Raw genomic sequence first — 18,239 nt, forward strand, 5'->3', positions numbered from 1 at the left:
CTGGCTCATCCACGGTTGTAACCGGAGGGAGAACGGGCGACGCCGCCACGCCTCTTGCCGGGTGGCCACCCGGCAAGAGGCTCAGTCGCTTCAATCGCACAAAATCACCAATGTGCAGATACAAGGGGGCCACACGGCACACCCTTCATTCTCATCCCCAGCTCATACGCTGCACATCATGCAAACATGGCCACAAATCGTCGCCTCGCGATGGGACATTTTATTTGTCTATTCGTTGTGGCACGATCCCGCCGTACTGCGAACTCGCAATAGAGGGCTGATCCTGGGATGAAACAGGACTGGGAGCAAATAGTCAGCTACTTCGGCGCTGCGCGGCTTCGATCAGGCAGTGATGAATTAAAGGCAGCACTCGGCGGAATTGAAGACGTCGCAAAATCCATCCGTCAAAGTGCTCTTAGAGAAGGCCTATTTGGCTGGACATCGATGCTCGATCTATGCGTTCAGCAGACAGACGTCGAGGCGTACTCCGGCCCATACCTTCGTGTCTCACCCGTTGCGTCGGGGATGATCGAGTTTCGCTATCTCGACACCGCTATCGAAAGCCGACAGTGGCACCGCACCGAAGTTCCAACCCAAGCCGTATGGCGGCTGGAGGCGTTTTTCGACCAACTAGGTTGGCGTCCCAAGTCCACTTAGGGTCGCCTGTTAACAGATCGAAACGCCCATTCGGCGTCGGTTACGTCGAAGTCCACATTGCGGTTCCCCAAAAGCTTCCGTAATCCCTTTGAATCAGCCCCATCCCAACCATTTAATCCCACTCGCGAGCAACAATGCCCTCTACTTCAATCCTAAACGACATTCCCGGAGGCAAGCCGCTGCTTGAGTGGTTCGGGCGCGTGCCCCGCTTCCATGATGCCTATCTGCTCGAGATCACCTTCTCCAACGGAGCCGGGCTGCTGCGCATCCACGCCTGGAACATGACGAATGAAGTGGATGCCAAGGGCTACTTCATCCTCGACAAGCACGCGATCGTCACTCTTACCCTTGAGGGTGTGAGCGCGATCAATTGTATCGATTTCGATATGGTGCCGGGCATCATCTACGGTTTAGAGATCACCAAGGCGGACGAGCATTTCCGCGTTGAATGGGATTCAAGCTACGGAGTGGACGGCTTCGTCACTGCCAAGGACATACGGATCGACCTGGTGCCGGGAAAACCCGACTGAGACGAGTTTCGAGACAGGCTCTCAGTGATGCAATTCCTCTAGGCGACTAGGCTGTGAACTCATAAATCGTATTGGCGGCGATCGTTGACAGAATGAGACAGTCTCCTCAATAGCTCAGATGGAGCCAATAGTTCGGCTCCGTTTCGAGGATTTTCATCAGCTCCAAGTATCTCGACCTTGCTTCAGAATCATCCGGTGCTGCGTTCTTCCACAGCGTGAAGTTGGCTGGCCTGAGAAGCTGGTCGCCCTCATAGTCGCGTATTTCGATGCTCGGCAAAGACGTTAAGATCGCGGCGATCACACGATCTGGTCCATGGCGTACGGCGTCCCATGCTGGATGTTCAAAACCTTCGATGGTTTCAACTACGATATTCAGGCTCATCTTTGTTTCCTGCTGCTGCATCCGCAGCATAAGCTGGTTCAACGTCCCTAAGGAAGAAGGCTTTCCTGTCGCTGTGAATTATAATCCAGGCTCCGCATGAACAGATATGACCTGACCGACTTCGAACGGCGCGTGATCGAGCCACTGTTGGTCAACAAACCGCGTGGTGTGCCTCGTGTTGACGACCAAAAAGTCTTGAACGGTATTTTCTGGGTTTTGCGATCCGGTGCGCCATGGCGCGATATGCCGGAACGATATGGCCCCTATACGACCTGCTGCAACCGGTTTCGACGCAGGATGAGAGCTGGAATCTGGGACAGGTTGATGGATGCTCTCACGAGCCCGTCGGATGATAATGTGACAATGATCGATGGCACTTCCATTCGCATACATCAATTGGCGGCAACACTGAAGGCGGATCATCAGGATCGCTGCTTTGGACGAAGTCGGGGCGGTCTTACAACAAAAACCCATGCCGTAACTGATGGCAACGGACTGCCAATCAAAGTTGCCATCACACCGGTAACGCCCACGACCTAACCGCAGCCAGTGAACTGCTCAATGACCTTCCCCCTGGTGGAATGCTGCTTGCTGACAAGGCTGACGATGCCGATTGGCTACGCGCAAAGTTGAGAACCAGGCGTTCTGGGCGAACATCCCACCGAAATCCAACCGAAAGAGACCGATCGTCTTCAGTCCGTGGCTTTACAGGAAGCGAAATCTAATCGAGCGCTTCTTCAGTAAGCTGAACTGCTACCGAAGAATTGCGACCCGGTACGACGAGCTGGGCGTAACGTTCCTCGCCATGACAAAGCTTGCTTGTATTCGCCTCATTCTCCGCCATAACGAGTCCACGGCCTAGTAAAGCGTCCTCCTGTATGCTTCTTCCAGGTCTTCATCGATCTTGCGCATCTCGTCCCCATCGCTCGGCGCCCCGGTCGTTTCATCCAGAATGATCTTCACCAGCGACGGCATCGTCGTGCGATCCTGGAAATGATCCGGGCTCCACAAGTGAGAGCGCCGAAACGCCTTGGCGCAGTGCATGAAGACCTCGCTCACCTGGACCACGATGGCGAGTTTGGGAGCGCGATCGTTGACACTCATGCTCGCCAGCAGTTCGGGGTCTTTCACCAGAGTGGCGCGACCGTTCACCCGCAACGCGTCGTCAAACCCCGGAATGATGAACAGCAGTCCAACCGTCGGATTTGCGAGAATATTGACCAGCGTATCGAGGCGGTTGTTGCCGGGCCGGTCCGGTATCACAAGCGTGCGCTCATCGAGAATCTTGACAAAGCCGGCGGGGTCGCCGCGCGGGCTGACATCAGCTTTCCCATTCAGATCCTGCGTGCCGATGCACAGAAATGGCGAGCGGCTGATAAAATCCTGGGCATGCCGGCCGAGCCTGTCCTGACACTTCTGTATGGCCAGAGCATGCGTCGCATCGAACAGACCTCGAAGAGACTGTTCGTCTTTTATGACGAATTCCGGATTAAGCTTGAACCCCTTCATTCTATCGCCTCTCGAGTTCGCTTGATCAGCCCCCTCTGATTGGTCCGCACTTTTGATGTACGTACCTCAAATTTAGTATAGCAAAATCCGGCTGCAATCAAGCCGGATCAGGCTAGCGCTCGCCCTCACGCCGCCCCCGCCGCCATTCTCCCACGCGCCTCGAGAAACGCCGCCGTCAGCCTCGCCAGCACAGGCGAGGTCACGGTCCCGTTCGCGCCGCCGATCGGATCGACGATGTGGATCTGCCGGAGATCGTCCATGAATTCGTCCCAGAGCGGCTGCCCGCCCTCTTCCAGCAGTTCGGCGCGAATGCTCAGGTCCTCCGTCACCGGCAGGTGACGTCGCCCCCAGGCGCCGATCATGGCGAAGAGCGGAACGAGCTGCACTGACGGCTCGGTCAGGCTGTAGATCGCCTTCTGGCTATGGCTCGGATCGTCCCGCTTGCTGAGGAAGCCGAGCTTGAGCAGCCGCTTCAGCCGGGCGGCCAGAATGTTGGAGGCAATCCCCTCCTGCGAGTGGGTCAGGAGATCGCGGAAATGCCGGCGATTACCGAACATGATGTCGCGGATAATGATAAGACTCCACCGGTCGCCCAGCACTTCCATCGTCAGGTTGATCGGGCAGCCCGAACGCAATTCCATATCCACGAAGCATCTCCTACAAAAACCAGTTGCATTATAGGATCGCTCATGCGAGAAGACAACTAGTTTCAAATCACAATCAGATGGAGGATGGCATGTCGAAGGTACGCGTCGCAGGGTTTTCCGTTTCCGTGGATGGTTTCGGCGCCGGGCCGGAACAAAGCCTGGAATATCCCTTGGGAAAGCGGGGGCCGGACATGTTCCAATGGTTCTTCCACACCCGCACTTTCCGCACGATGATCGGCAAGGACGACGGCTCGACAGGTATCGACGAGGACTATGGGTCGCGCGCCATGGCCAATTTCGGCGCCTTCATCCTCGGTCGCAACATGTTCGGCCCCATCCGCGGCGAGTGGCCGGATGATACCTGGAAAGGCTGGTGGGGTCCGAACCCGCCTTACCACGCGCCGACTTATATCCTGACGCATTATCCGCGCGAGCCGATCGTCATGGAAGGCGGCACGACCTTCCACTTCATCACCGGCGGCATTCATGAGGCGCTCGACAAGGCGAAGGCTGCGGCCGGCGATAAGGACGTCAAGATCGGCGGCGGGGTCTCGACCGTCCGCCAGTATCTGCAGGCGGGCCTCGTCGACGAGCTGCATTTCGCCGTCTCCCCCGTTGTGCTCGGCCAGGGCGAAGCGATGTTTGCAGGCATCGACCTCCCCGCCCTTGGCTTCCGCGTCACCCAGCATGTCGCAAGCGAGCACGCCACGCATATCGTGCTGGCGAAATAGCCTTTCAGCGCAAGGCGCTTGCGGCCACGACGGCCGCATCGCCGCCGCGAGATCACGCGTGCTGTCACCAAAGCGTGTCGAAATAGGTCTGGCTTTGCGGTCCAATCAGCGTAAAGTGCCTGACATCGGCCCCTTGGATCACCGGCCAGACCGCTTGAGAGATCATACGTGCTCTTGCCGCTTCATGAAGGGCACGGAAATGCTCCTGTCACTCATCTCCCTCGACGACTCCGAAATAACGATCGTCACCGACGCCGTTCGGCAATGGTGCAGCGAGAGGAAATTCGACATCGACAGCATCGAAGGCCGCCGCGCCATCACCCTCGCCGTCGACCTCATCCAGACGAAAACCCCGCACGAGAAGCTTTTCGCCGAGCTGTCGACGCAGATGGACAGCAACTGATATCCGCCCATCAAGGGGCGAGACTATAGATGCAAGGAGCAGCGTCGGAGCGCGTGCTTCGAGGCTCCGCCCTGCGGGCTGCGCGCCTCAGCATGAGGGGCGTCGCAGGATGCCGCGCCAAGGCCTACAGAGAGGCTCCCCCTAGGCGCGCCCGGATTGCGCGCCGAGGCTCAAGAGAGCCTCATCCTGAGGTGCCCCGCAAGGGGCCTCGAAGGACGAGGCGGGCGCGCCGCCCGCATCTTGCATATCCCTATCCCCTTCACCCGTCCCGGCCAGCCTCTAGCTTTTCCAGATAGGCGCAGAACATGTCGGCCATGGCGTCGGCATAGGCTTCGATCTCAGCAGGGCTTCGCTCGGCCTCGGAGAACTGCTTTCCCACCGTGCCGAGCGTCGTGGAGATCAGGTCGCCGGCGAGTTCCCGCGTCGCCTCCGGCGCTGAAGGTAGCGCTTCGCGCATGAACAGGTCGACAAAACGGTCCCCCGCTGCCCTCGCCGCCAGCGCTTCCGGCGCATCGCGGTAAAGGGGTGCTGCGTCATGCAGCGCCACGCGCATCGCCGCCTCTTCGCATTCCGAACGAAGAAAGGCGTGGACCAGGCTGCGCAGCCGTGCGAGCGGCGGCTTTTGCGCATCGGCGAGAATGTCGCCAAGCATGTCGGTCGTCTGTCGCCACTCGTCGCTCTGCAGCCGGAAGAGGATCGCCGCCTTGTTGGGGAAATACTGGTAGAGCGATCCAATGCTGACACCAGCCCTTTCCGCCACCCGCGCCGTGGTGAAACGCTGCGCGCCTTCCCGCGCCAAAACCTGAGCAGCGGCATCCAGGATCGCCGCCACGAGCTCGTTCGAGCGGGTCTGCCTGGGCTGTTTTCTTGAGGAAATCTGGGCTCTTGGGCGATCGGTCATGGCAGCGCTCGGCAATGCGAATAGCAGATGCGACGAATTACTCGTATTTTCAATCCGACGCAACAACCTGCCGATTTCAAAGGAGACGACCCCAAATGACGACACTGACCACAGCCCCGCTGGCGCCCCTGCTCGACCGCCTGTTTGAAGAAGCAGCGGCAGCACCCGGCCCCGCAGCATCTGGATTGTCGAGCGACGAGCGGATGCGCCTGATCGGCAGCAAGACCGGATATATCGAGCTTTACGGCCGTCTCAAGGACCTCTGGCTGCCCGTCTCCAGGGAGGCCGGCGCGCTGCTCTACATGCTGGCGCGCAGCAGCCGCGCCCGCGTGATCGTCGAATTCGGCACATCCTTCGGCATCTCGACTCTCTATCTCGCCGCCGCCTTGCGCGACAATGGCGGCGGCCGGCTGATCACCAGCGAGTTCGAGCCGTCGAAGCTCGCCCGCGCCCGCGCCAACCTCACGGCCGGCGGCCTCATCGACCTGGTGGAGATGCGCGAAGGCGATGCCCTTCAGACCCTGAGCACTGATATGCCCGAGAAAATCGACCTGCTGTTCCTGGATGGAGCGAAAGCCCTCTATCGCGATATTCTGGACCTCGTCGAAGACCGGCTGAGCCCAGGCGCCCTTATCATCGCCGACAACGCCGACGTCAGCCCCGAATACCTCGCCCGCGTCCGCTCACCGGCATCAGGCTATCTGTCGACGCCCTTTGCGGAGGATATCGAGCTGTCGATGCGCATGTGATTGCGCCACCGCCAAAGCGTGCCGCATGACACAAATCATGCGGCACGCTTCAGAGAACAGCCAACCGCTCAAAGGCGCTTTTCAAAGAACAAGTCCGGATAGGGATCGTCGTTGAACCGCGCGATCTCCCGCCAGCCGGTTCCACGATAAAGCTGCTGTGCCTCGGGCAGCGCGCTGTTCGTATCGAGACGCAGAACCTCGATCGACAGCGCGCGGGCGATGTCCTCGGCAGCGCCCATCAGCCGTTTGGCGAGCCCAAGCCCCCGCGCCGAAGGGGCGACCCAGAGCCTCTTGATCTCCGCAATCCCGCCGCCGCCCTTCAGCCCGACGCAGCCGATCGGCAACCCGTCCGACATCGCCACCAGGAAGACGCCGCGCGGACGGATCATATCCCCGGCATCGGGATCGCGCGAAAGCGATACGTCGAACCCCCTGGCGAAGCGGCGCGCAAGTTCGCCATAATACTCGCCGAGGCAATAGCGGGCGTCTTCATGCCGGGGGTCTTTCTCCTCGATCACGATCTGGTCGCGCCGAAGCGAGGCGGCGACGAGATCCATGGCGCGCAACAATTCCTCCGGATGGCGATGGCGCGCCAGAAATGCCTCCGCCTGCGCATTGGAAAGCGCTTCATAGGCCTCGAATTCAGAGTGCCCGGTGTCGGTCAACCGGGCGATACGGCGGCGCGCATCGTCGGAATTGGCAACCGTCTCGATCAGCCCCTCCTCCTCCAGACTGCGCAGCAGCCGGCTCATCAGCCCGGAGTCGAGACCGAGATGATCACGGATCACCGCAACATCCGACTGCCCCTTGCCGATCGCATTCAGCACCCGCGCCGCCCCGAGCGGACGACCGCGCCCGAGAAAAGACGTGTCGAGCGCGCCGACTTCAGTGGTGACGGCACGGTTGAAGCGGCGAACGCGAGAGATGGGATCGGAAACCATATTATCTGACTTAGGTCAGATAATTAATCTGTCAATTCGGGAGACCGAAAGGCCGCGCTCGAAAGTGAGAGCCTTATCATGGTGCCCCCAGCGAGGGGCCTCGAAAGACGAGGCGGGTGCGCCGGCGATCAATGCCCGCAAGAAGTGGCGCTACAGGCGCGTGCTTCGAGGCTCCACCCTCCGGGCTGCGCACCTCAGCATGAGGGATGTAGGAGAATGCCCTGCCCATAATGGCGCAATTAGGTACTGCCACCCCGAACTCCTTGGCCCCGACAACGACGTTGATCGGTCGCGAGGATGCCCCGATCAGCGGGAGCAATATAATAATTCCTCAACCCAAGAGCATTTAAGGTCATCGCAGAACGGCGGACACATGACCTCCAGATCGTGTGCCTTGCAAGCCTTGACTTTATATCTTTGAATATATATTTCTTGGGGCAGACAATGTCATACGACGTGAAATTTCATCCCGATTTCGTTCCTGAATGGAAGGAGCTGGAAATGGGGTTGAAAGAATTAGTTGGCGAGGTTCTGGACCACCTTGAAGACGATGGCCCGTTCCTGGGTCGACCTGAGGTGGATACGCTTTCGGGTTCCGGTCACGCCAATATGAAAGAGATCAGAGTTAAGTTTGTAAAGCAGGCGTGGCGTTTCGCCTTTGCCTTCGACCCCGACCAGACTGCCATTATCCTTTGCGGCGGGGAGAAGCAAGGTAAGAACCAAGAGCTATTTTACAAGAAACTAATAAGTAAGGCTGACCCGCGTTTCGATTCGTGGCTGAAGGAGAAAAAAGATGAGCACTGACTGGAAGACGCTACGCGCCGAACTCCCGAAAGATGTTCGTTCACGCCTTGACGAAAAGCGCGCGGCGCGTCGCTTGGGCAAGGCTCTAGCTGAAGTGCGCAAGGCGATGAACGCAACACAGCAGGAAGTCGCCACTCGCGCTGCCATGACGCAGAACACCGTTTCGAAGATTGAAAGTGCTGACGATGTCCTCATTTCCTCTGTGGTGCGCTACATGCACTCCATTGGAGGCGGTGTCGAGCTTGTCTTGAAGACACCTGACGGCAACGCGAAGCGGGTCGACTTTGATCCCGAGATTTATGTGAAACAATATCCATAAGCGAAAGGTTGTGCGTAATCACGCCTTGGTGCCCGTCGCTACCTAATTTCGCACAATGGCGGGCGTCAGAGGGCGACTCATGCCGATGTCCAGAAGAGTTTCGGCGTCCAAGAGAGCCTCATCCTAAGCGCCCCAAAGGAGCCTCGAAGGACAAGACGGCCCCACCCCACCTTGCGCATCCCCATCCCCTCACCTAAGGCAATGCAACTCCCCTATAGCAAGGCTGCCCGGTGCTCCGCTTCACTCTCCACGCCCTGATCGCCGTCATCCTCACCCTGCTCACCCAGATCGGCGGCATTGCCTATCTCCTCGCGCTCGCCGCCGCGCGCGCCATCGGCACACGGCGATTTCCCGCAAGGCTCGCCCTCTTCCTGCTCTGCTATGCCGGCGCTAGCTTTGCGGCCGGCCTCGCCGCTCCGATGTTCGGCCGGGTGCCCCTCTCCTGCCTCTCAGGCGCCGCAGACCGGCTTGTGGTCCGCTCCCCGATCTACTGTGCGCTCAACCGCAACTACGTCACACCAGAGGTCCGCAATCTCGCAAAAGCGCTCGCCGCCCACATGGACCAGCAATTTCCCGGCACCATCACCGTGGCGCTGGACGCAAATTTCCCCTTCATGAACGGCTTCCCGCTGCTGCCGCATCTGTCGCATACCGACGGCAGGAAGCTCGACTTCGCCTATTATTACAAGGATGCCGACGGCAATTTCCTCAATGGCGTCACGCGCTCGCCGATCGGTTATTTCGCCTTCGAGGAACCCGCCGCCGGCGACGAACTACCCTGCGCGGGCCGTAACGACTGGCTCACCACCCGCTGGGATTTCGATGCGCTCCAGCCTCTCTTTCCGGCCTATGCAATAGAGAAACAGCGCATGTCGGCCGCGATCGCCTGGCTGACGACGGAAGGCGTGAGCCGCTTCCGCCTTGAGAAGATCTTCATCGAGCCGCATTTGAAGAACGCGCTAGGGATGACCGACGCCCACGTCCGCTTCCAGGGCTGCCGCGCCGCCCGCCACGACGACCATCTTCATATTCAGGTCGAGTGATCTCTTTCTCTTCAACGTCCCAATGACCCGCGAATACGTCCGAGCAGGACCAGGAGGCTGAGACCTGTCCAAAGGAGACTAAAACCAAGAAAAAAGAGGATTAGAGGAAAGAACAGCAACGGTTCATCGGCGGCCGTGATCATCGACGACTTGCCAGGTAGCTCTCCTCGAACCAGACACACCATATGGTAGCTCAGCAGGAGAGGCCCAAACAGCGTAAAGCCGATAAAAGCCGACCAGGAGCGCAACCAATTTTTCATGCGAAATGACCCTTAAAACAATGGTGCTGGTCGGCGCCAGCGCACCTCTCCCTCTTAGTTGTTCGCAATATGACGCTCATTTACTCGCGGTAGATAAATAGAATCCGCACAACTTAATCGAATTCGCGCTTCGGCCCCATAGCGGAAAGCAGTCGTTTCCCAACCGCCGGATTTTTCGGAGAGCAGCCGTTGCCTCGTGGGCATGTCATCGTCATCCCAGGTAGCGCACGCCACCCTCACCCCGGATGCGCCTCGTCATAAGCGCGCTGCGCCGCAAAGATCGCGTCCATGTTCTTCTCCGCCCAATGCGCAAGGGCCGAAACCGTGTCCGTCAGGGTGGATCCGAGCGGCGTCAGCGCGTATTCTACGGTCACCGGCACGGTCGGGAAGATGGTGCGGGAGATCAGACCGTTGCGCTCCAGCTTCCGTAACGTCTGCGCCAGAACTTTCTGCGATATGCCCTTGATATCGCGGCGGATATGGTTGAAGCGCACCGGCCCGCCCTGCAGCCGGTCGAGAATGAGTACCGCCCATTTGTCGGCCAGCCGATCCAGCACCAGCCGCGTCGGACAGCGGTCCTCATAGACGTTATAGGCCTGTTGCATGTCCGCCATCTCTACCCCTTCCCGGTTTCCCCGGGGAAACATGGAGTTTCCCCAACGAAACCATGTTACGAAAAAGTGCTCTCTTTTCCAATCCTGAATTACCTGTATCTATCCGATCGGAAGATAGTTTCCAATAGATACCAAGGAGAGCGGCATGAGCAACAAGATTCTGGTCCTCGGCGCGACGGGCACCGTCGGCAAACACCTGGTGGAAGGGCTGCTGGCCAAGGGCGAAGCCGTCAAGGCCGCCTCGCGCTCGGGCAAGCCGGTGGCGGGCGCCGAAGGCGTCGTTTTCGATTACGCCAGGCCGGAAACCTTCGGCCCGGCCTTCGAAGGGGTCAACCGCGCCCATGTGCTTCTGGCCTCCGGCTATGTCGATGCCAAGGGCATGCTGCTGCCCGTCATCGAAGCGGCCGCCAGCCACAAGGTCAAGGTCGTCTTCCAGAGCGTCATCGGCGTCGATGCCGATGATTCCATTCCCTATCGCCAGGTCGAGATCGCGCTGGAAAAGTCAGGCACGCCTTACGTCATCCTGCGTCCGAACTGGTTTTCCGACAATTTCCACACCTTCTGGAAGCCGGGCATCGACCACGGCCAGATCGCGCTTCCGGCCTCCGACGGCAAATCGAGCTTCATCGACGCCCGCGATATCGCGGCAAGTGCTGTCGCCGCCCTCACCTCCCAGGCCTTCGACGGCAAGGCGTTCAACCTGACCGGCCCGGAAGCGCTCTCCTATACGCAAGCCGCGGCAATCCTCTCCGAGGCAACAGGCAAGCCGATCGCCTATAACGCCATATCAGACGAGGCCTTCATCGGCATCCTCACCGGCGCCGGCGTGCCGGCCGATTACGCAAGCTTCCTCGCCTCGATCTTCTATCCGGTCCGAGAGGGCTGGACCGCCGTCGTCACCGGCGATGTCGAGACGCTAACCGGCAAGGCCCCGCGCCCGCTGAAGACCTACGCCACCGATTATGCCGCAGCACTGAAGGCGTAACCGCGACCAAAGCCGCAGACGGCGGATTTCCGCCGTCTGCACGGCGTCGTCAGACGCTTCGGCACTCCCTAACCGGCTTATCCGCGCGAAAACCGGTTCAGGAAAGACTATCGCAAGGTTACCCGGCCGTGATCGCCGCGCAGAAGGTTCAGCCAGGCCTGCGACACTTTCTCCGCGCCTGTGCCCCCGAAGTGGCAATCGTCGTAGCGGTCGTCTCCATCGAGCAACGCGTCGGAATTCACGCCCTCTCGGATACCGTGGCCGCTTTTTGACAGGGCCAGTTGCGCCCGTACGATCTCATTGTCTGGAATATGCTCCTTGAAGCCGCCGTTGCTCGGTTCGAGGCATTTCGATGCGATCGAAATGTAAACGGGCGCTGCGACGCCGTGCTGACGCAATGTGTCTACCATCGACATGAATTGTTTCTGATAGGCCTCTGCTGTGGTGCCCATGACAAGGTCCTTCTCTCCTTGCACCCAGAGGACGCTCGTTGCCCGGTAACCGGAATCCTGAAGCTGTTTGATTGTATCGACCAGCACAGGATTGAGGTCGCCACCTGCCGCCCATCGCGCGACCTCCGATCCGGAATAGGCGAGAGGCGCGAGGATGACGATGTCATCTTGTCCCGATGCGATCAGTTTGTTGCCAAGAAGCGTCCAGTACTCTCCCTTGGTATCGGTCGATCCAAGAAGTGGCGACGCCGCGATGAAGCACTGTTTGTCAAAGGCGTTTACGACGCGAGCGCCATACTCTGACCGGTGCCGTTGTCCACCCTCGTTGGCCGCGTTCGATTGGCCAAGAATGAGTAAGACAGCGGTTCGATCAGTTTGAGCCGGGCAGGTCACAGGCGTTTTTGATTCATCCCCGATCAGTCGTTCCTTGCTGTCGAGAGTATAACGGCTTGGAGCAGCCGCCTTCTCTGCGCCAACCATTTTCCTCAACTGGGAAAGTTGCGGCCAGGGAAAGATCTCATGTCTGGCGCTCATGCCGCCAAGCAAATACATGGCGACCGCGGCGGCCAGGCCGACTGCTAGTGTTTTGCGCACGTCGCTACCTATGAACATCATCCGATGACATGGAGCCTACGGGCCAATCAAGGCTGCTCCAGCCATGAAGGTTGCTTTACGCCAGCCACATCTGCTTGCTCGGGCATGATCTTTAGAAAAAGCTTCGTCGCGAAGATCGAGCCCCAAATCGACGACTATTTCGCGTGGAGGCGCCGGAAACATCTAAACTATGAGCCGGACCAGTGACTGCAATCATCCATTTGGGTGAGAGATCGGCAAGCGCTGTACCCCTCGCGCCTCAGGTCAACCGGTCAAATATGAGTAAGAGGCTTGCTTGCCCACCCTCAATGACCTCCCTGTGCGGACGAAAGCCCGCAGACAACGAACAGCGAATGGCTGTTTCGTTGGCTTTCGCATGACAGATGAAACAATTGAGGGTTTCGGAAAAGAGGGAAGGAACCACATCCTGCACATATGAGGCAAGCATTGCCCTACCCAGGCCCTGCCCCATGAATCTCTCGTCACCAATGAACAGGTCGATGGCGACCCCGTCATCTTCGCCTATCTCAGCTGCGAATTCAGGATAATCTTGCAGCAAATAGCCCTGTATCTTGCCGAAAGGCTCGCCCCGATAACAAGCGACGTGGCAGCGCGTGGGGTGGCCTGGACTAAGGCGCGGCGAATATTTTCTTTCAATATCCGCAATGTCTATCGGCACCTTTTGATAATGCGCGCGCATATGCGGCCGATTTAACCAATCACACAATTTGGGGAAATCCATTTCGGTGAGTGGCCTGAAATCGATCATCCCATTTCTCCTTTGCGCGATCAGGCCGTGATGACCCGCGCTTCATGTGGTGGGACGAGCGCTTCAAGCCGGCCGGTTTGATCTGGCCGAGGCTGAGATCGAAGGCCACTGACAGCACCTATGCAATGCCGCCAATCGGCCATTGCCCATCGCTCAAATCACCAGAACGCTAAGACCGCCTCCTAAGGCGTGATCCTGAGCCGCCCATTGGCCGATCCGGCGTTCACCTTGTCACCAGCGCGAGACCGGAAAAACCTCCAGACCCTGCCTGCCAGTCTGTATAGAGCGCGGGGCATGTAGATGATGGCCAGGATAAGCAAGGCTCCGGCCGCCACCAGAAAGGCGAATTCCCCGTCGACCTCGCAAGCCCCTTCAAAAACAGCCTCCAACAACGATCCGACACCATCAGCGCCCCTCTGATTGCCCGTCTTCGGGCCTTGATCATCCATCTCGCTCCCTCGCTCCATCTGGTGGATACGTAGGAATGCCGCGAAATCGTTGCAACCGCCCGGTGGCAGGCGACGAGATGGAAACGCCAGGAGATCGACGGCCTTCATCGGCCTGCAGCCAAACCTCGATGCACCCGTCAGCCCTCGCCGCCAGCCTTGGCAAGCAGCCGCGCCAGTGCGACGTTGTGAAAGTTAGAAAAACAAGTTTTGCTTTAATCGGAAATTCGACACCACCACAGGTTAGGTGTTATTTGAATCGCGGTCATAATCGACTGGAGGAATGACAATGAACGATCAGCAAGGAAACAACCCGTTTGATGGCCCTCAAATGCAGGGAACGCGTTACGAGCGTGCCGATATGTCAGGCGCTAACTTCGATGGCGTAAATCTCGCAGACGCCCGATTTTACGCTGTCTTGACGAACGCAAAATTCGTCGACACCAATCTGTGCAAAGCGGATTTTGACGATGTCAACCTTGCAGGCGCGCGCTTTGATAACGTCAATCTGTCTGGAGCCGCTGTCACGAATGCAAACCTGTCGCGATTGACCATAAGCAATGTCACATTGGCAGATTCGGACATTAAGGATGCCGATTTGACAGGAATGCGGATCAATGGAGTTCTCGTAACCGATCTATTCGAGGCCTATGACAGGCGAAAAGCTGCGCCGCCGGCTTAACAAACCACTTATCGCAACGGCAGCTCATAGCTCCGCTTCAGCGTCTCCATCGGCACGTCGGTCTTGACGCTGAGCACGCTTGGGATGCGGGTCAGGTGATCGGCCTGGAAGCGCCAGTAGCTGTGCAGGTCTGAAGTGACGATCCGAAGCAGGGCGTCGCATTCTCCCGTCGTCAGGTAGCATTCCATTACCTCGGGAAAACGCCTGACGGCTTCGCCGAAGCGCAGCGTCACTTCGGCATCCTGCGTCCTGAACCAGACGCGGGCAAAGACCGTCAGCCCCGCCCCGACCTTGGCCGGGTCCAGCACCGCGACATAGCGATCGATGATCCCGGCCTCCTCAAGCAGCCGCACGCGGCGCAGACATGGCGAAGGCGAGAGCCCCACCTCCTTTGCCAGCTCGACATTCGAAATACGCCCGTCGCGCTGGAGCACCCGCAGGATATGGCGATCGATCGCATCCAAAGTGACAAGCATTTTATAGCTCCCCTGTGGCTGGTATTGGCAGGATATGCCAAAGTTTCGCAATTTCCCGGACGCTTCGCAAGCTCATTGCGCCAGATTTGACCTATCGTTCCACGCATCTGTTGGGAGATATCAGATGGCAAGAAAGACAGGAAAAATCGTCCTCGCTTATTCGGGAGGGCTGGATACGTCGATCATCCTCAAATGGCTGCAGGAGACTTATGGCTGCGAGGTCGTCACCTTCACCGCCGATCTCGGCCAGGGTGAGGAGCTTGAGCCGGCACGGGCGAAGGCGGCGATGCTTGGCGTCAGGGATATCCGCATCGTCGATCTGCGCGAGGAGTTCGTCCGCGACTTCGTCTTTCCGATGTTGAGGGCCAATGCGCTCTATGAGGGGCAGTATCTCCTCGGCAGCTCCATCGCCCGGCCGCTGATATCAAAACATCTCGTCGCCATCGCCCGGGAAGTCGGCGCCGATGCCGTCGCCCATGGCTCGACGGGCAAGGGCAACGACCAGGTCCGCTTCGAGCTTGCCGTCAATGCGCTCGCCCCGTCGCTCGAGGTGATCGCCCCGTGGCGCCAGTGGAACATCCGCTCGCGCACCGAGCTTCTGGCCTATGCCGAGAAGCACGGGATACCGGTGCCGAGCGACAAGCGCGGCGAAGCGCCGTTTTCGATCGACGCCAATTTGCTGCACACTTCCACCGAAGGAAAGATCCTCGAAGATCCGGCAGAGATCGCGCCCGACTACATCTATCAGCGCACGGTCGATCCCGTCGATGCTCCCGATGTCCCCGAGACTGTCACCATCGGCTTTAAGCACGGCGACCCGGTTTCCGTGAACGGCGCGCTTATGACGCCAGCGGCCCTATTGACCGAGCTCAACCGGCTCGGCGGCCGGCACGGCGTCGGGCGGCTCGATCTCGTCGAAAACCGTTTCATCGGCATGAAGTCGCGGGGCGTCTACGAGACGCCGGGCGGCACGATCCTGCTTGCGGCCCATCGCGGCATGGAATCGATCACGCTCGATCGCGCCGCCGCCCATCTGAAGGACGAGATCATGCCCCGCTACGCCGAGCTGATCTATAACGGCTTCTGGTTCGCGCCGGAGCGGGAAATGCTGCAGGCCCTGATCGACCACAGCCAGGCCTTCGTCAGCGGCGAAGTGACGGTCAGGCTCTATAAGGGAAGCGCTGCGGTCATCGCCCGCACCTCCCCCTCGTCACTCTACTCAGCCGATCTCGTCACCTTCGAGGAAAGCGCCGTCGCCTACGACCACCACGACGCGCAAGGCTTCATCCGCCTGAACGGCCTGCGGCTCCGCAGCTGGGCGGCGCGTAACGCCCTCTCTCCGGCCTCATCCTGAGGCGCCCCGCAAGGGGGCCTGAAGGTCCGGGCTGGCCACCGCTTGGGCAAATCTGGGTGCCGGCCGGCCTTCGCACCCAGCCACCCGCCCTCGTCCTTCGAGGCTCCGGCCCTTGGCCTGCGCACCTCTGGATGAGGGCTGATCGTAGTGCCCTGTAGCTGGCACGCCCTCTCTCCAGCCTCATCCTGAGGTGCCCCGCAAGGGGCCTCGAAGGGCGGGGCTGGCCACCTCGCCACCGGAATCGCGGCTATACCGCCAATCCCACGAAGGCCTTCAGCAGTCCCAGTCCCTCCGGCCAGGTCTCCAGCCCGCTTTGGCCGTTGATATGGCCGGCCGAGCCGATGGTTTCGAGGTCGCTGCCCCATTGGGCCGCCCGCGCCTGCGCATAGTTGAGCGTCCCATAGGGATCGTCAGTGCTTGCCACGATCAGCGACGGGAAACGGAACCGTTCCTCCGGCACGCCGGCAAAACCTGCCGCCTCGGCAGGGAAAGACGCGGAGGAAGGATCGGGCACGGCGACCAGAAACGCCGCCTTGGCAGGCGCGTCCGAGACCTTCTGCCAATGCGCGACCAGCAGGCAGGCAAGGCTGTGGGCGACGAGAACCGGCGGCTCTGCCGCCGACCGCACGGCCCGGTCGAGCGCGGCGATCCAGTCGAAAAGCTCCGGCTCGTCCCAGCTTGCGGGCGAGAAGCGGCGGATCGAAGGATCGGCCTCCTCCCACCGGCTTTGCCAATGGCTGCTTCCCGAATTGCCGATGCCGGGCAGATGTATGAATTCGCTCACCGCTTCACCTCTTCGTTGCTGTCGGCCCATTCTGGCGGTTTACTTCAGCCGGGAGAATTGGCATCCATCGGAAAAGAGAGGCGCAAACCGATGGATTAAAGGCGAATGGCCAGACGACCCGATCGCACAGACTTCGATCCGACCGATATCGCCATCATAGAGATCCTCCAGGACGACGGGCGGATCAGCGTTTCCGACCTCGGCAGAAAGGTCGGCCTTTCCCAGCCCGCCGCCTCGGAGCGGTTGAAGCGGCTGCAAGAGCGCGGCGTCATCACCGGCTACCGGGCGGTTGTCGATCCCGCGTCCCTCGGCCTCGGCATGTCGGCGATCATTCGCCTGCGCACGACGCATGAACATATCAAGCCGTGCCTGAAACAGTTTTCCGAAATGCCTGAAATCATCGAGGTGCTGAGGCTTACCGGAGAAGATTGTTTTCACCTCAAGGTCATCGTCCCCTCGCCCGCCGATCTGGAGCGCATCGTCGATGCCGTCGCGCGATACGGCTCGGTGACAACAGCCATCGTCCTGCGCAGCGAACGCCCGAAATCTTTCGGTCGCGACCTGATTGCAAGGGCCTGAGGCTGCATAAGTAGCCAAGGCGCAGCGAGCGAATCCGAAGATTGTGACATGCTTGAACGCCCGCATCGACCGAAGCCCGAGGCTCCGAGTTATTTAAAACGATTTTAAAAATCCCGACCCATAAATTAATCGATTTTAATTTTATCGTTAAAATTTTCTTGTTGCAGCGCAACAGAAACTGGATTTTAATTTTTCACAGATGCTCAGTTGTTTCGTTGGAGGAACCCGCATGACTGTGACATTTCCGCTTACCGCGAGCCGCGACGCGGAAGCATTGCTGAAGCATTTGACGCTGCACAAGCTCATCTTCCCGGGAAACTGCGCCGTCTCGCTCAAGCCTGAGGTCGCCCTCGTCTCCTCCCCTCACACGACAGCCCTCGGCGCCGCCCGCACCGCCTGGTAGGAAGCCGGATTTCCCGCTTTCTAGGGATGTTTCGCCTTCGCTTGCGCTCGGCTCATTCGCGGCTTTTGCCGCTCACCCCCTCATCTGCCTGCCGGCATCTTCTTGGATAAGAAAAATGTAGGATACTGACGCTTGCCGGGCGGGTGGCCGCCCGCCCGGCAGCTGGTTGTCGGATCGTCACCTTCTTAGCCGTTTGGGGCTGTGGGGAGCAGGATCGCAACCGGC

Annotated in this window: 23 protein-coding genes and 2 pseudogenes; 14 read left to right on the forward strand and 11 right to left on the reverse strand. The window is 59.4% G+C overall.

Annotated elements, in window-relative coordinates; all coding sequences use genetic code 11:
- Positions 1 to 288 precede the first annotated feature (288 nt).
- Together EFQ99_RS34100 and EFQ99_RS34105 are read left to right on the forward strand one after the other, a co-directional pair.
- Complete coding sequence (locus tag EFQ99_RS34100; protein WP_126925267.1) at positions 289 to 657, forward strand: hypothetical protein; 369 nt, start codon at positions 289 to 291, stop codon at positions 655 to 657.
- 134 nt (positions 658 to 791) lie between these two features.
- Positions 792 to 1,187 (forward strand): hypothetical protein, encoded by a 396-nt coding sequence (locus EFQ99_RS34105; RefSeq protein ID WP_126925269.1) that lies wholly within the window; start codon positions 792 to 794, stop codon positions 1,185 to 1,187.
- A gap of 106 nt (positions 1,188 to 1,293) precedes the next feature.
- Here the strand turns inward: EFQ99_RS34105 and EFQ99_RS34110 are convergent, their stop codons facing one another.
- Positions 1,294 to 1,569 carry a hypothetical protein gene (locus tag EFQ99_RS34110; RefSeq protein WP_126925271.1) on the reverse strand — a complete coding sequence of 92 codons (276 nt, stop codon included), beginning with the start codon at positions 1,567 to 1,569 and terminating at the stop codon, positions 1,294 to 1,296.
- 96 nt (positions 1,570 to 1,665) lie between these two features.
- Between EFQ99_RS34110 and EFQ99_RS34115 the strand changes: the two are divergent.
- Positions 1,666 to 2,431, forward strand: a pseudogene (locus EFQ99_RS34115) (IS5 family transposase).
- Here the strand turns inward: EFQ99_RS34115 and EFQ99_RS34120 are convergent.
- Positions 2,428 to 3,078 (reverse strand): pyridoxamine 5'-phosphate oxidase family protein, encoded by a 651-nt coding sequence (locus tag EFQ99_RS34120; protein WP_126925272.1) that lies wholly within the window; start codon positions 3,076 to 3,078, stop codon positions 2,428 to 2,430. The pseudogene EFQ99_RS34115 and the gene EFQ99_RS34120 sit on opposite strands and share 4 nt — an antisense overlap.
- Positions 3,079 to 3,203: 125 nt before the next feature.
- A complete protein-coding gene (locus EFQ99_RS34125; RefSeq protein WP_126925274.1) occupies positions 3,204 to 3,725 on the reverse strand; it encodes a winged helix-turn-helix transcriptional regulator in 522 nt (173 codons plus the stop codon).
- 89 nt (positions 3,726 to 3,814) lie between these two features.
- Here EFQ99_RS34125 and EFQ99_RS34130 point away from each other — a divergent pair, with 89 nt between their 5' ends.
- Positions 3,815 to 4,456 (forward strand): dihydrofolate reductase family protein, encoded by a 642-nt coding sequence (locus EFQ99_RS34130; RefSeq protein ID WP_126925276.1) that lies wholly within the window; start codon positions 3,815 to 3,817, stop codon positions 4,454 to 4,456.
- Positions 4,457 to 4,655: 199 nt separating this feature from the next.
- Positions 4,656 to 4,859: a hypothetical protein gene (locus tag EFQ99_RS34135; RefSeq protein WP_126925278.1), complete on the forward strand. Its 204-nt coding sequence runs from the start codon at positions 4,656 to 4,658 to the stop codon at positions 4,857 to 4,859.
- 259 nt (positions 4,860 to 5,118) lie between these two features.
- On the opposite strand, the gene EFQ99_RS34140 is transcribed toward EFQ99_RS34135, so the two are convergent.
- Entirely contained in the window at positions 5,119 to 5,760 is a 642-nt protein-coding gene (locus EFQ99_RS34140; protein WP_126925280.1) for a TetR/AcrR family transcriptional regulator, read from the reverse strand.
- Between the two features lie 95 nt (positions 5,761 to 5,855).
- On the opposite strand from EFQ99_RS34140, the gene EFQ99_RS34145 reads away from it, so the two are divergent.
- Positions 5,856 to 6,509 (forward strand): O-methyltransferase, encoded by a 654-nt coding sequence (locus EFQ99_RS34145; protein WP_126925282.1) that lies wholly within the window; start codon positions 5,856 to 5,858, stop codon positions 6,507 to 6,509.
- 68 nt (positions 6,510 to 6,577) lie between these two features.
- Here the strand turns inward: EFQ99_RS34145 and EFQ99_RS34150 are convergent, their stop codons facing one another.
- Entirely contained in the window at positions 6,578 to 7,450 is an 873-nt protein-coding gene (locus EFQ99_RS34150; RefSeq protein ID WP_126925284.1) for a helix-turn-helix domain-containing GNAT family N-acetyltransferase, read from the reverse strand.
- 444 nt (positions 7,451 to 7,894) lie between these two features.
- Here EFQ99_RS34150 and EFQ99_RS34155 point away from each other — a divergent pair, with 444 nt between their 5' ends.
- The 3 genes and pseudogenes from EFQ99_RS34155 to EFQ99_RS34165 all read left to right on the forward strand — a co-directional run.
- Entirely contained in the window at positions 7,895 to 8,254 is a 360-nt protein-coding gene (locus EFQ99_RS34155; RefSeq protein ID WP_126925286.1) for a type II toxin-antitoxin system RelE/ParE family toxin, read from the forward strand.
- Complete coding sequence (locus tag EFQ99_RS34160) at positions 8,244 to 8,573, forward strand: helix-turn-helix domain-containing protein (protein WP_126925288.1); 330 nt, start codon at positions 8,244 to 8,246, stop codon at positions 8,571 to 8,573. Before EFQ99_RS34155 ends, EFQ99_RS34160 begins: the two co-directional genes overlap by 11 nt.
- Positions 8,574 to 8,739: 166 nt before the next feature.
- Positions 8,740 to 9,616 (forward strand): annotated as a pseudogene (locus EFQ99_RS34165) (hypothetical protein); the annotation flags it as partial.
- Between the two features lie 496 nt (positions 9,617 to 10,112).
- On the opposite strand, the gene EFQ99_RS34170 reads toward EFQ99_RS34165, so the two are convergent.
- Positions 10,113 to 10,490 carry a winged helix-turn-helix transcriptional regulator gene (locus tag EFQ99_RS34170; protein ID WP_208722855.1) on the reverse strand — a complete coding sequence of 126 codons (378 nt, stop codon included), beginning with the start codon at positions 10,488 to 10,490 and terminating at the stop codon, positions 10,113 to 10,115.
- A 145-nt stretch (positions 10,491 to 10,635) separates the two neighbouring features.
- On the opposite strand from EFQ99_RS34170, the gene EFQ99_RS34175 reads away from it, so the two are divergent.
- The gene (locus EFQ99_RS34175) at positions 10,636 to 11,475 is read left to right on the forward strand and encodes an SDR family oxidoreductase (RefSeq protein ID WP_126925292.1); all 840 of its coding nucleotides are present in this window, start codon (positions 10,636 to 10,638) and stop codon (positions 11,473 to 11,475) included.
- A gap of 107 nt (positions 11,476 to 11,582) precedes the next feature.
- Here the strand turns inward: EFQ99_RS34175 and EFQ99_RS34180 are convergent, their stop codons facing one another.
- From EFQ99_RS34180 to EFQ99_RS34190, 3 genes are all read right to left on the reverse strand, one after another.
- Positions 11,583 to 12,521 (reverse strand): sialate O-acetylesterase, encoded by a 939-nt coding sequence (locus tag EFQ99_RS34180; protein WP_126925309.1) that lies wholly within the window; start codon positions 12,519 to 12,521, stop codon positions 11,583 to 11,585.
- Between the two features lie 259 nt (positions 12,522 to 12,780).
- Positions 12,781 to 13,290, reverse strand: a complete 510-nt coding sequence (locus EFQ99_RS34185; protein WP_126925294.1) for a GNAT family N-acetyltransferase — start codon at positions 13,288 to 13,290, stop codon at positions 12,781 to 12,783.
- 182 nt (positions 13,291 to 13,472) lie between these two features.
- A complete protein-coding gene (locus tag EFQ99_RS34190; protein WP_126925296.1) occupies positions 13,473 to 13,847 on the reverse strand; it encodes a hypothetical protein in 375 nt (124 codons plus the stop codon).
- A 178-nt stretch (positions 13,848 to 14,025) separates the two neighbouring features.
- Between EFQ99_RS34190 and EFQ99_RS34195 the strand changes: the two genes are divergently transcribed.
- Positions 14,026 to 14,418 (forward strand): pentapeptide repeat-containing protein, encoded by a 393-nt coding sequence (locus EFQ99_RS34195; RefSeq protein ID WP_126925297.1) that lies wholly within the window; start codon positions 14,026 to 14,028, stop codon positions 14,416 to 14,418.
- Positions 14,419 to 14,426: 8 nt separating this feature from the next.
- Here the strand turns inward: EFQ99_RS34195 and EFQ99_RS34200 are convergent, their stop codons facing one another.
- Positions 14,427 to 14,894 carry an Lrp/AsnC family transcriptional regulator gene (locus EFQ99_RS34200; protein WP_126925299.1) on the reverse strand — a complete coding sequence of 156 codons (468 nt, stop codon included), beginning with the start codon at positions 14,892 to 14,894 and terminating at the stop codon, positions 14,427 to 14,429.
- A 124-nt stretch (positions 14,895 to 15,018) separates the two neighbouring features.
- On the opposite strand from EFQ99_RS34200, the gene EFQ99_RS34205 reads away from it, so the two are divergent.
- On the forward strand, positions 15,019 to 16,248 hold the full coding sequence (locus EFQ99_RS34205) for an argininosuccinate synthase (protein ID WP_126925301.1): 1,230 nt from the start codon (positions 15,019 to 15,021) through the stop codon (positions 16,246 to 16,248).
- A 247-nt stretch (positions 16,249 to 16,495) separates the two neighbouring features.
- On the opposite strand, the gene EFQ99_RS34210 is transcribed toward EFQ99_RS34205, so the two are convergent.
- Positions 16,496 to 17,032: an RBBP9/YdeN family alpha/beta hydrolase gene (locus tag EFQ99_RS34210; protein WP_126925303.1), complete on the reverse strand. Its 537-nt coding sequence runs from the start codon at positions 17,030 to 17,032 to the stop codon at positions 16,496 to 16,498.
- A 105-nt stretch (positions 17,033 to 17,137) separates the two neighbouring features.
- On the opposite strand from EFQ99_RS34210, the gene EFQ99_RS34215 reads away from it, so the two are divergent.
- Both EFQ99_RS34215 and EFQ99_RS35310 read left to right on the forward strand, forming a co-directional pair.
- The gene (locus EFQ99_RS34215) at positions 17,138 to 17,611 is read left to right on the forward strand and encodes an Lrp/AsnC family transcriptional regulator (RefSeq protein WP_126925305.1); all 474 of its coding nucleotides are present in this window, start codon (positions 17,138 to 17,140) and stop codon (positions 17,609 to 17,611) included.
- Between the two features lie 229 nt (positions 17,612 to 17,840).
- Positions 17,841 to 18,014: a hypothetical protein gene (locus EFQ99_RS35310; RefSeq protein WP_164736494.1), complete on the forward strand. Its 174-nt coding sequence runs from the start codon at positions 17,841 to 17,843 to the stop codon at positions 18,012 to 18,014.
- Positions 18,015 to 18,239 lie beyond the last annotated feature (225 nt).

It is taken from the genome of Rhizobium vallis (genome assembly GCF_003985155.1).
In the GTDB taxonomy this organism is placed as follows: Bacteria; Pseudomonadota; Alphaproteobacteria; order Rhizobiales; family Rhizobiaceae; genus Rhizobium; species Rhizobium vallis.

Coding starts and splice junctions, on each gene's coding strand:
- EFQ99_RS34100 (WP_126925267.1), top strand. CDS start 289: ATGAAACAGGACTGGGAGCAAATAGTCAGCTACTTCGGCGCTGCGCGG.
- EFQ99_RS34105 (WP_126925269.1), top strand. CDS start 792: ATGCCCTCTACTTCAATCCTAAACGACATTCCCGGAGGCAAGCCGCTG.
- EFQ99_RS34110 (WP_126925271.1), bottom strand. CDS start 1,569: ATGAGCCTGAATATCGTAGTTGAAACCATCGAAGGTTTTGAACATCCA.
- EFQ99_RS34120 (WP_126925272.1), bottom strand. CDS start 3,078: ATGAAGGGGTTCAAGCTTAATCCGGAATTCGTCATAAAAGACGAACAG.
- EFQ99_RS34130 (WP_126925276.1), top strand. CDS start 3,815: ATGTCGAAGGTACGCGTCGCAGGGTTTTCCGTTTCCGTGGATGGTTTC.
- EFQ99_RS34135 (WP_126925278.1), top strand. CDS start 4,656: ATGCTCCTGTCACTCATCTCCCTCGACGACTCCGAAATAACGATCGTC.
- EFQ99_RS34140 (WP_126925280.1), bottom strand. CDS start 5,760: ATGACCGATCGCCCAAGAGCCCAGATTTCCTCAAGAAAACAGCCCAGG.
- EFQ99_RS34145 (WP_126925282.1), top strand. CDS start 5,856: ATGACGACACTGACCACAGCCCCGCTGGCGCCCCTGCTCGACCGCCTG.
- EFQ99_RS34150 (WP_126925284.1), bottom strand. CDS start 7,450: ATGGTTTCCGATCCCATCTCTCGCGTTCGCCGCTTCAACCGTGCCGTC.
- EFQ99_RS34155 (WP_126925286.1), top strand. CDS start 7,895: ATGTCATACGACGTGAAATTTCATCCCGATTTCGTTCCTGAATGGAAG.
- EFQ99_RS34160 (WP_126925288.1), top strand. CDS start 8,244: ATGAGCACTGACTGGAAGACGCTACGCGCCGAACTCCCGAAAGATGTT.
- EFQ99_RS34170 (WP_208722855.1), bottom strand. CDS start 10,490: ATGGCGGACATGCAACAGGCCTATAACGTCTATGAGGACCGCTGTCCG.
- EFQ99_RS34175 (WP_126925292.1), top strand. CDS start 10,636: ATGAGCAACAAGATTCTGGTCCTCGGCGCGACGGGCACCGTCGGCAAA.
- EFQ99_RS34185 (WP_126925294.1), bottom strand. CDS start 13,290: ATGATCGATTTCAGGCCACTCACCGAAATGGATTTCCCCAAATTGTGT.
- EFQ99_RS34190 (WP_126925296.1), bottom strand. CDS start 13,847: ATGAAGGCCGTCGATCTCCTGGCGTTTCCATCTCGTCGCCTGCCACCG.
- EFQ99_RS34195 (WP_126925297.1), top strand. CDS start 14,026: ATGAACGATCAGCAAGGAAACAACCCGTTTGATGGCCCTCAAATGCAG.
- EFQ99_RS34200 (WP_126925299.1), bottom strand. CDS start 14,894: ATGCTTGTCACTTTGGATGCGATCGATCGCCATATCCTGCGGGTGCTC.
- EFQ99_RS34205 (WP_126925301.1), top strand. CDS start 15,019: ATGGCAAGAAAGACAGGAAAAATCGTCCTCGCTTATTCGGGAGGGCTG.
- EFQ99_RS34215 (WP_126925305.1), top strand. CDS start 17,138: ATGGCCAGACGACCCGATCGCACAGACTTCGATCCGACCGATATCGCC.
- EFQ99_RS35310 (WP_164736494.1), top strand. CDS start 17,841: ATGACTGTGACATTTCCGCTTACCGCGAGCCGCGACGCGGAAGCATTG.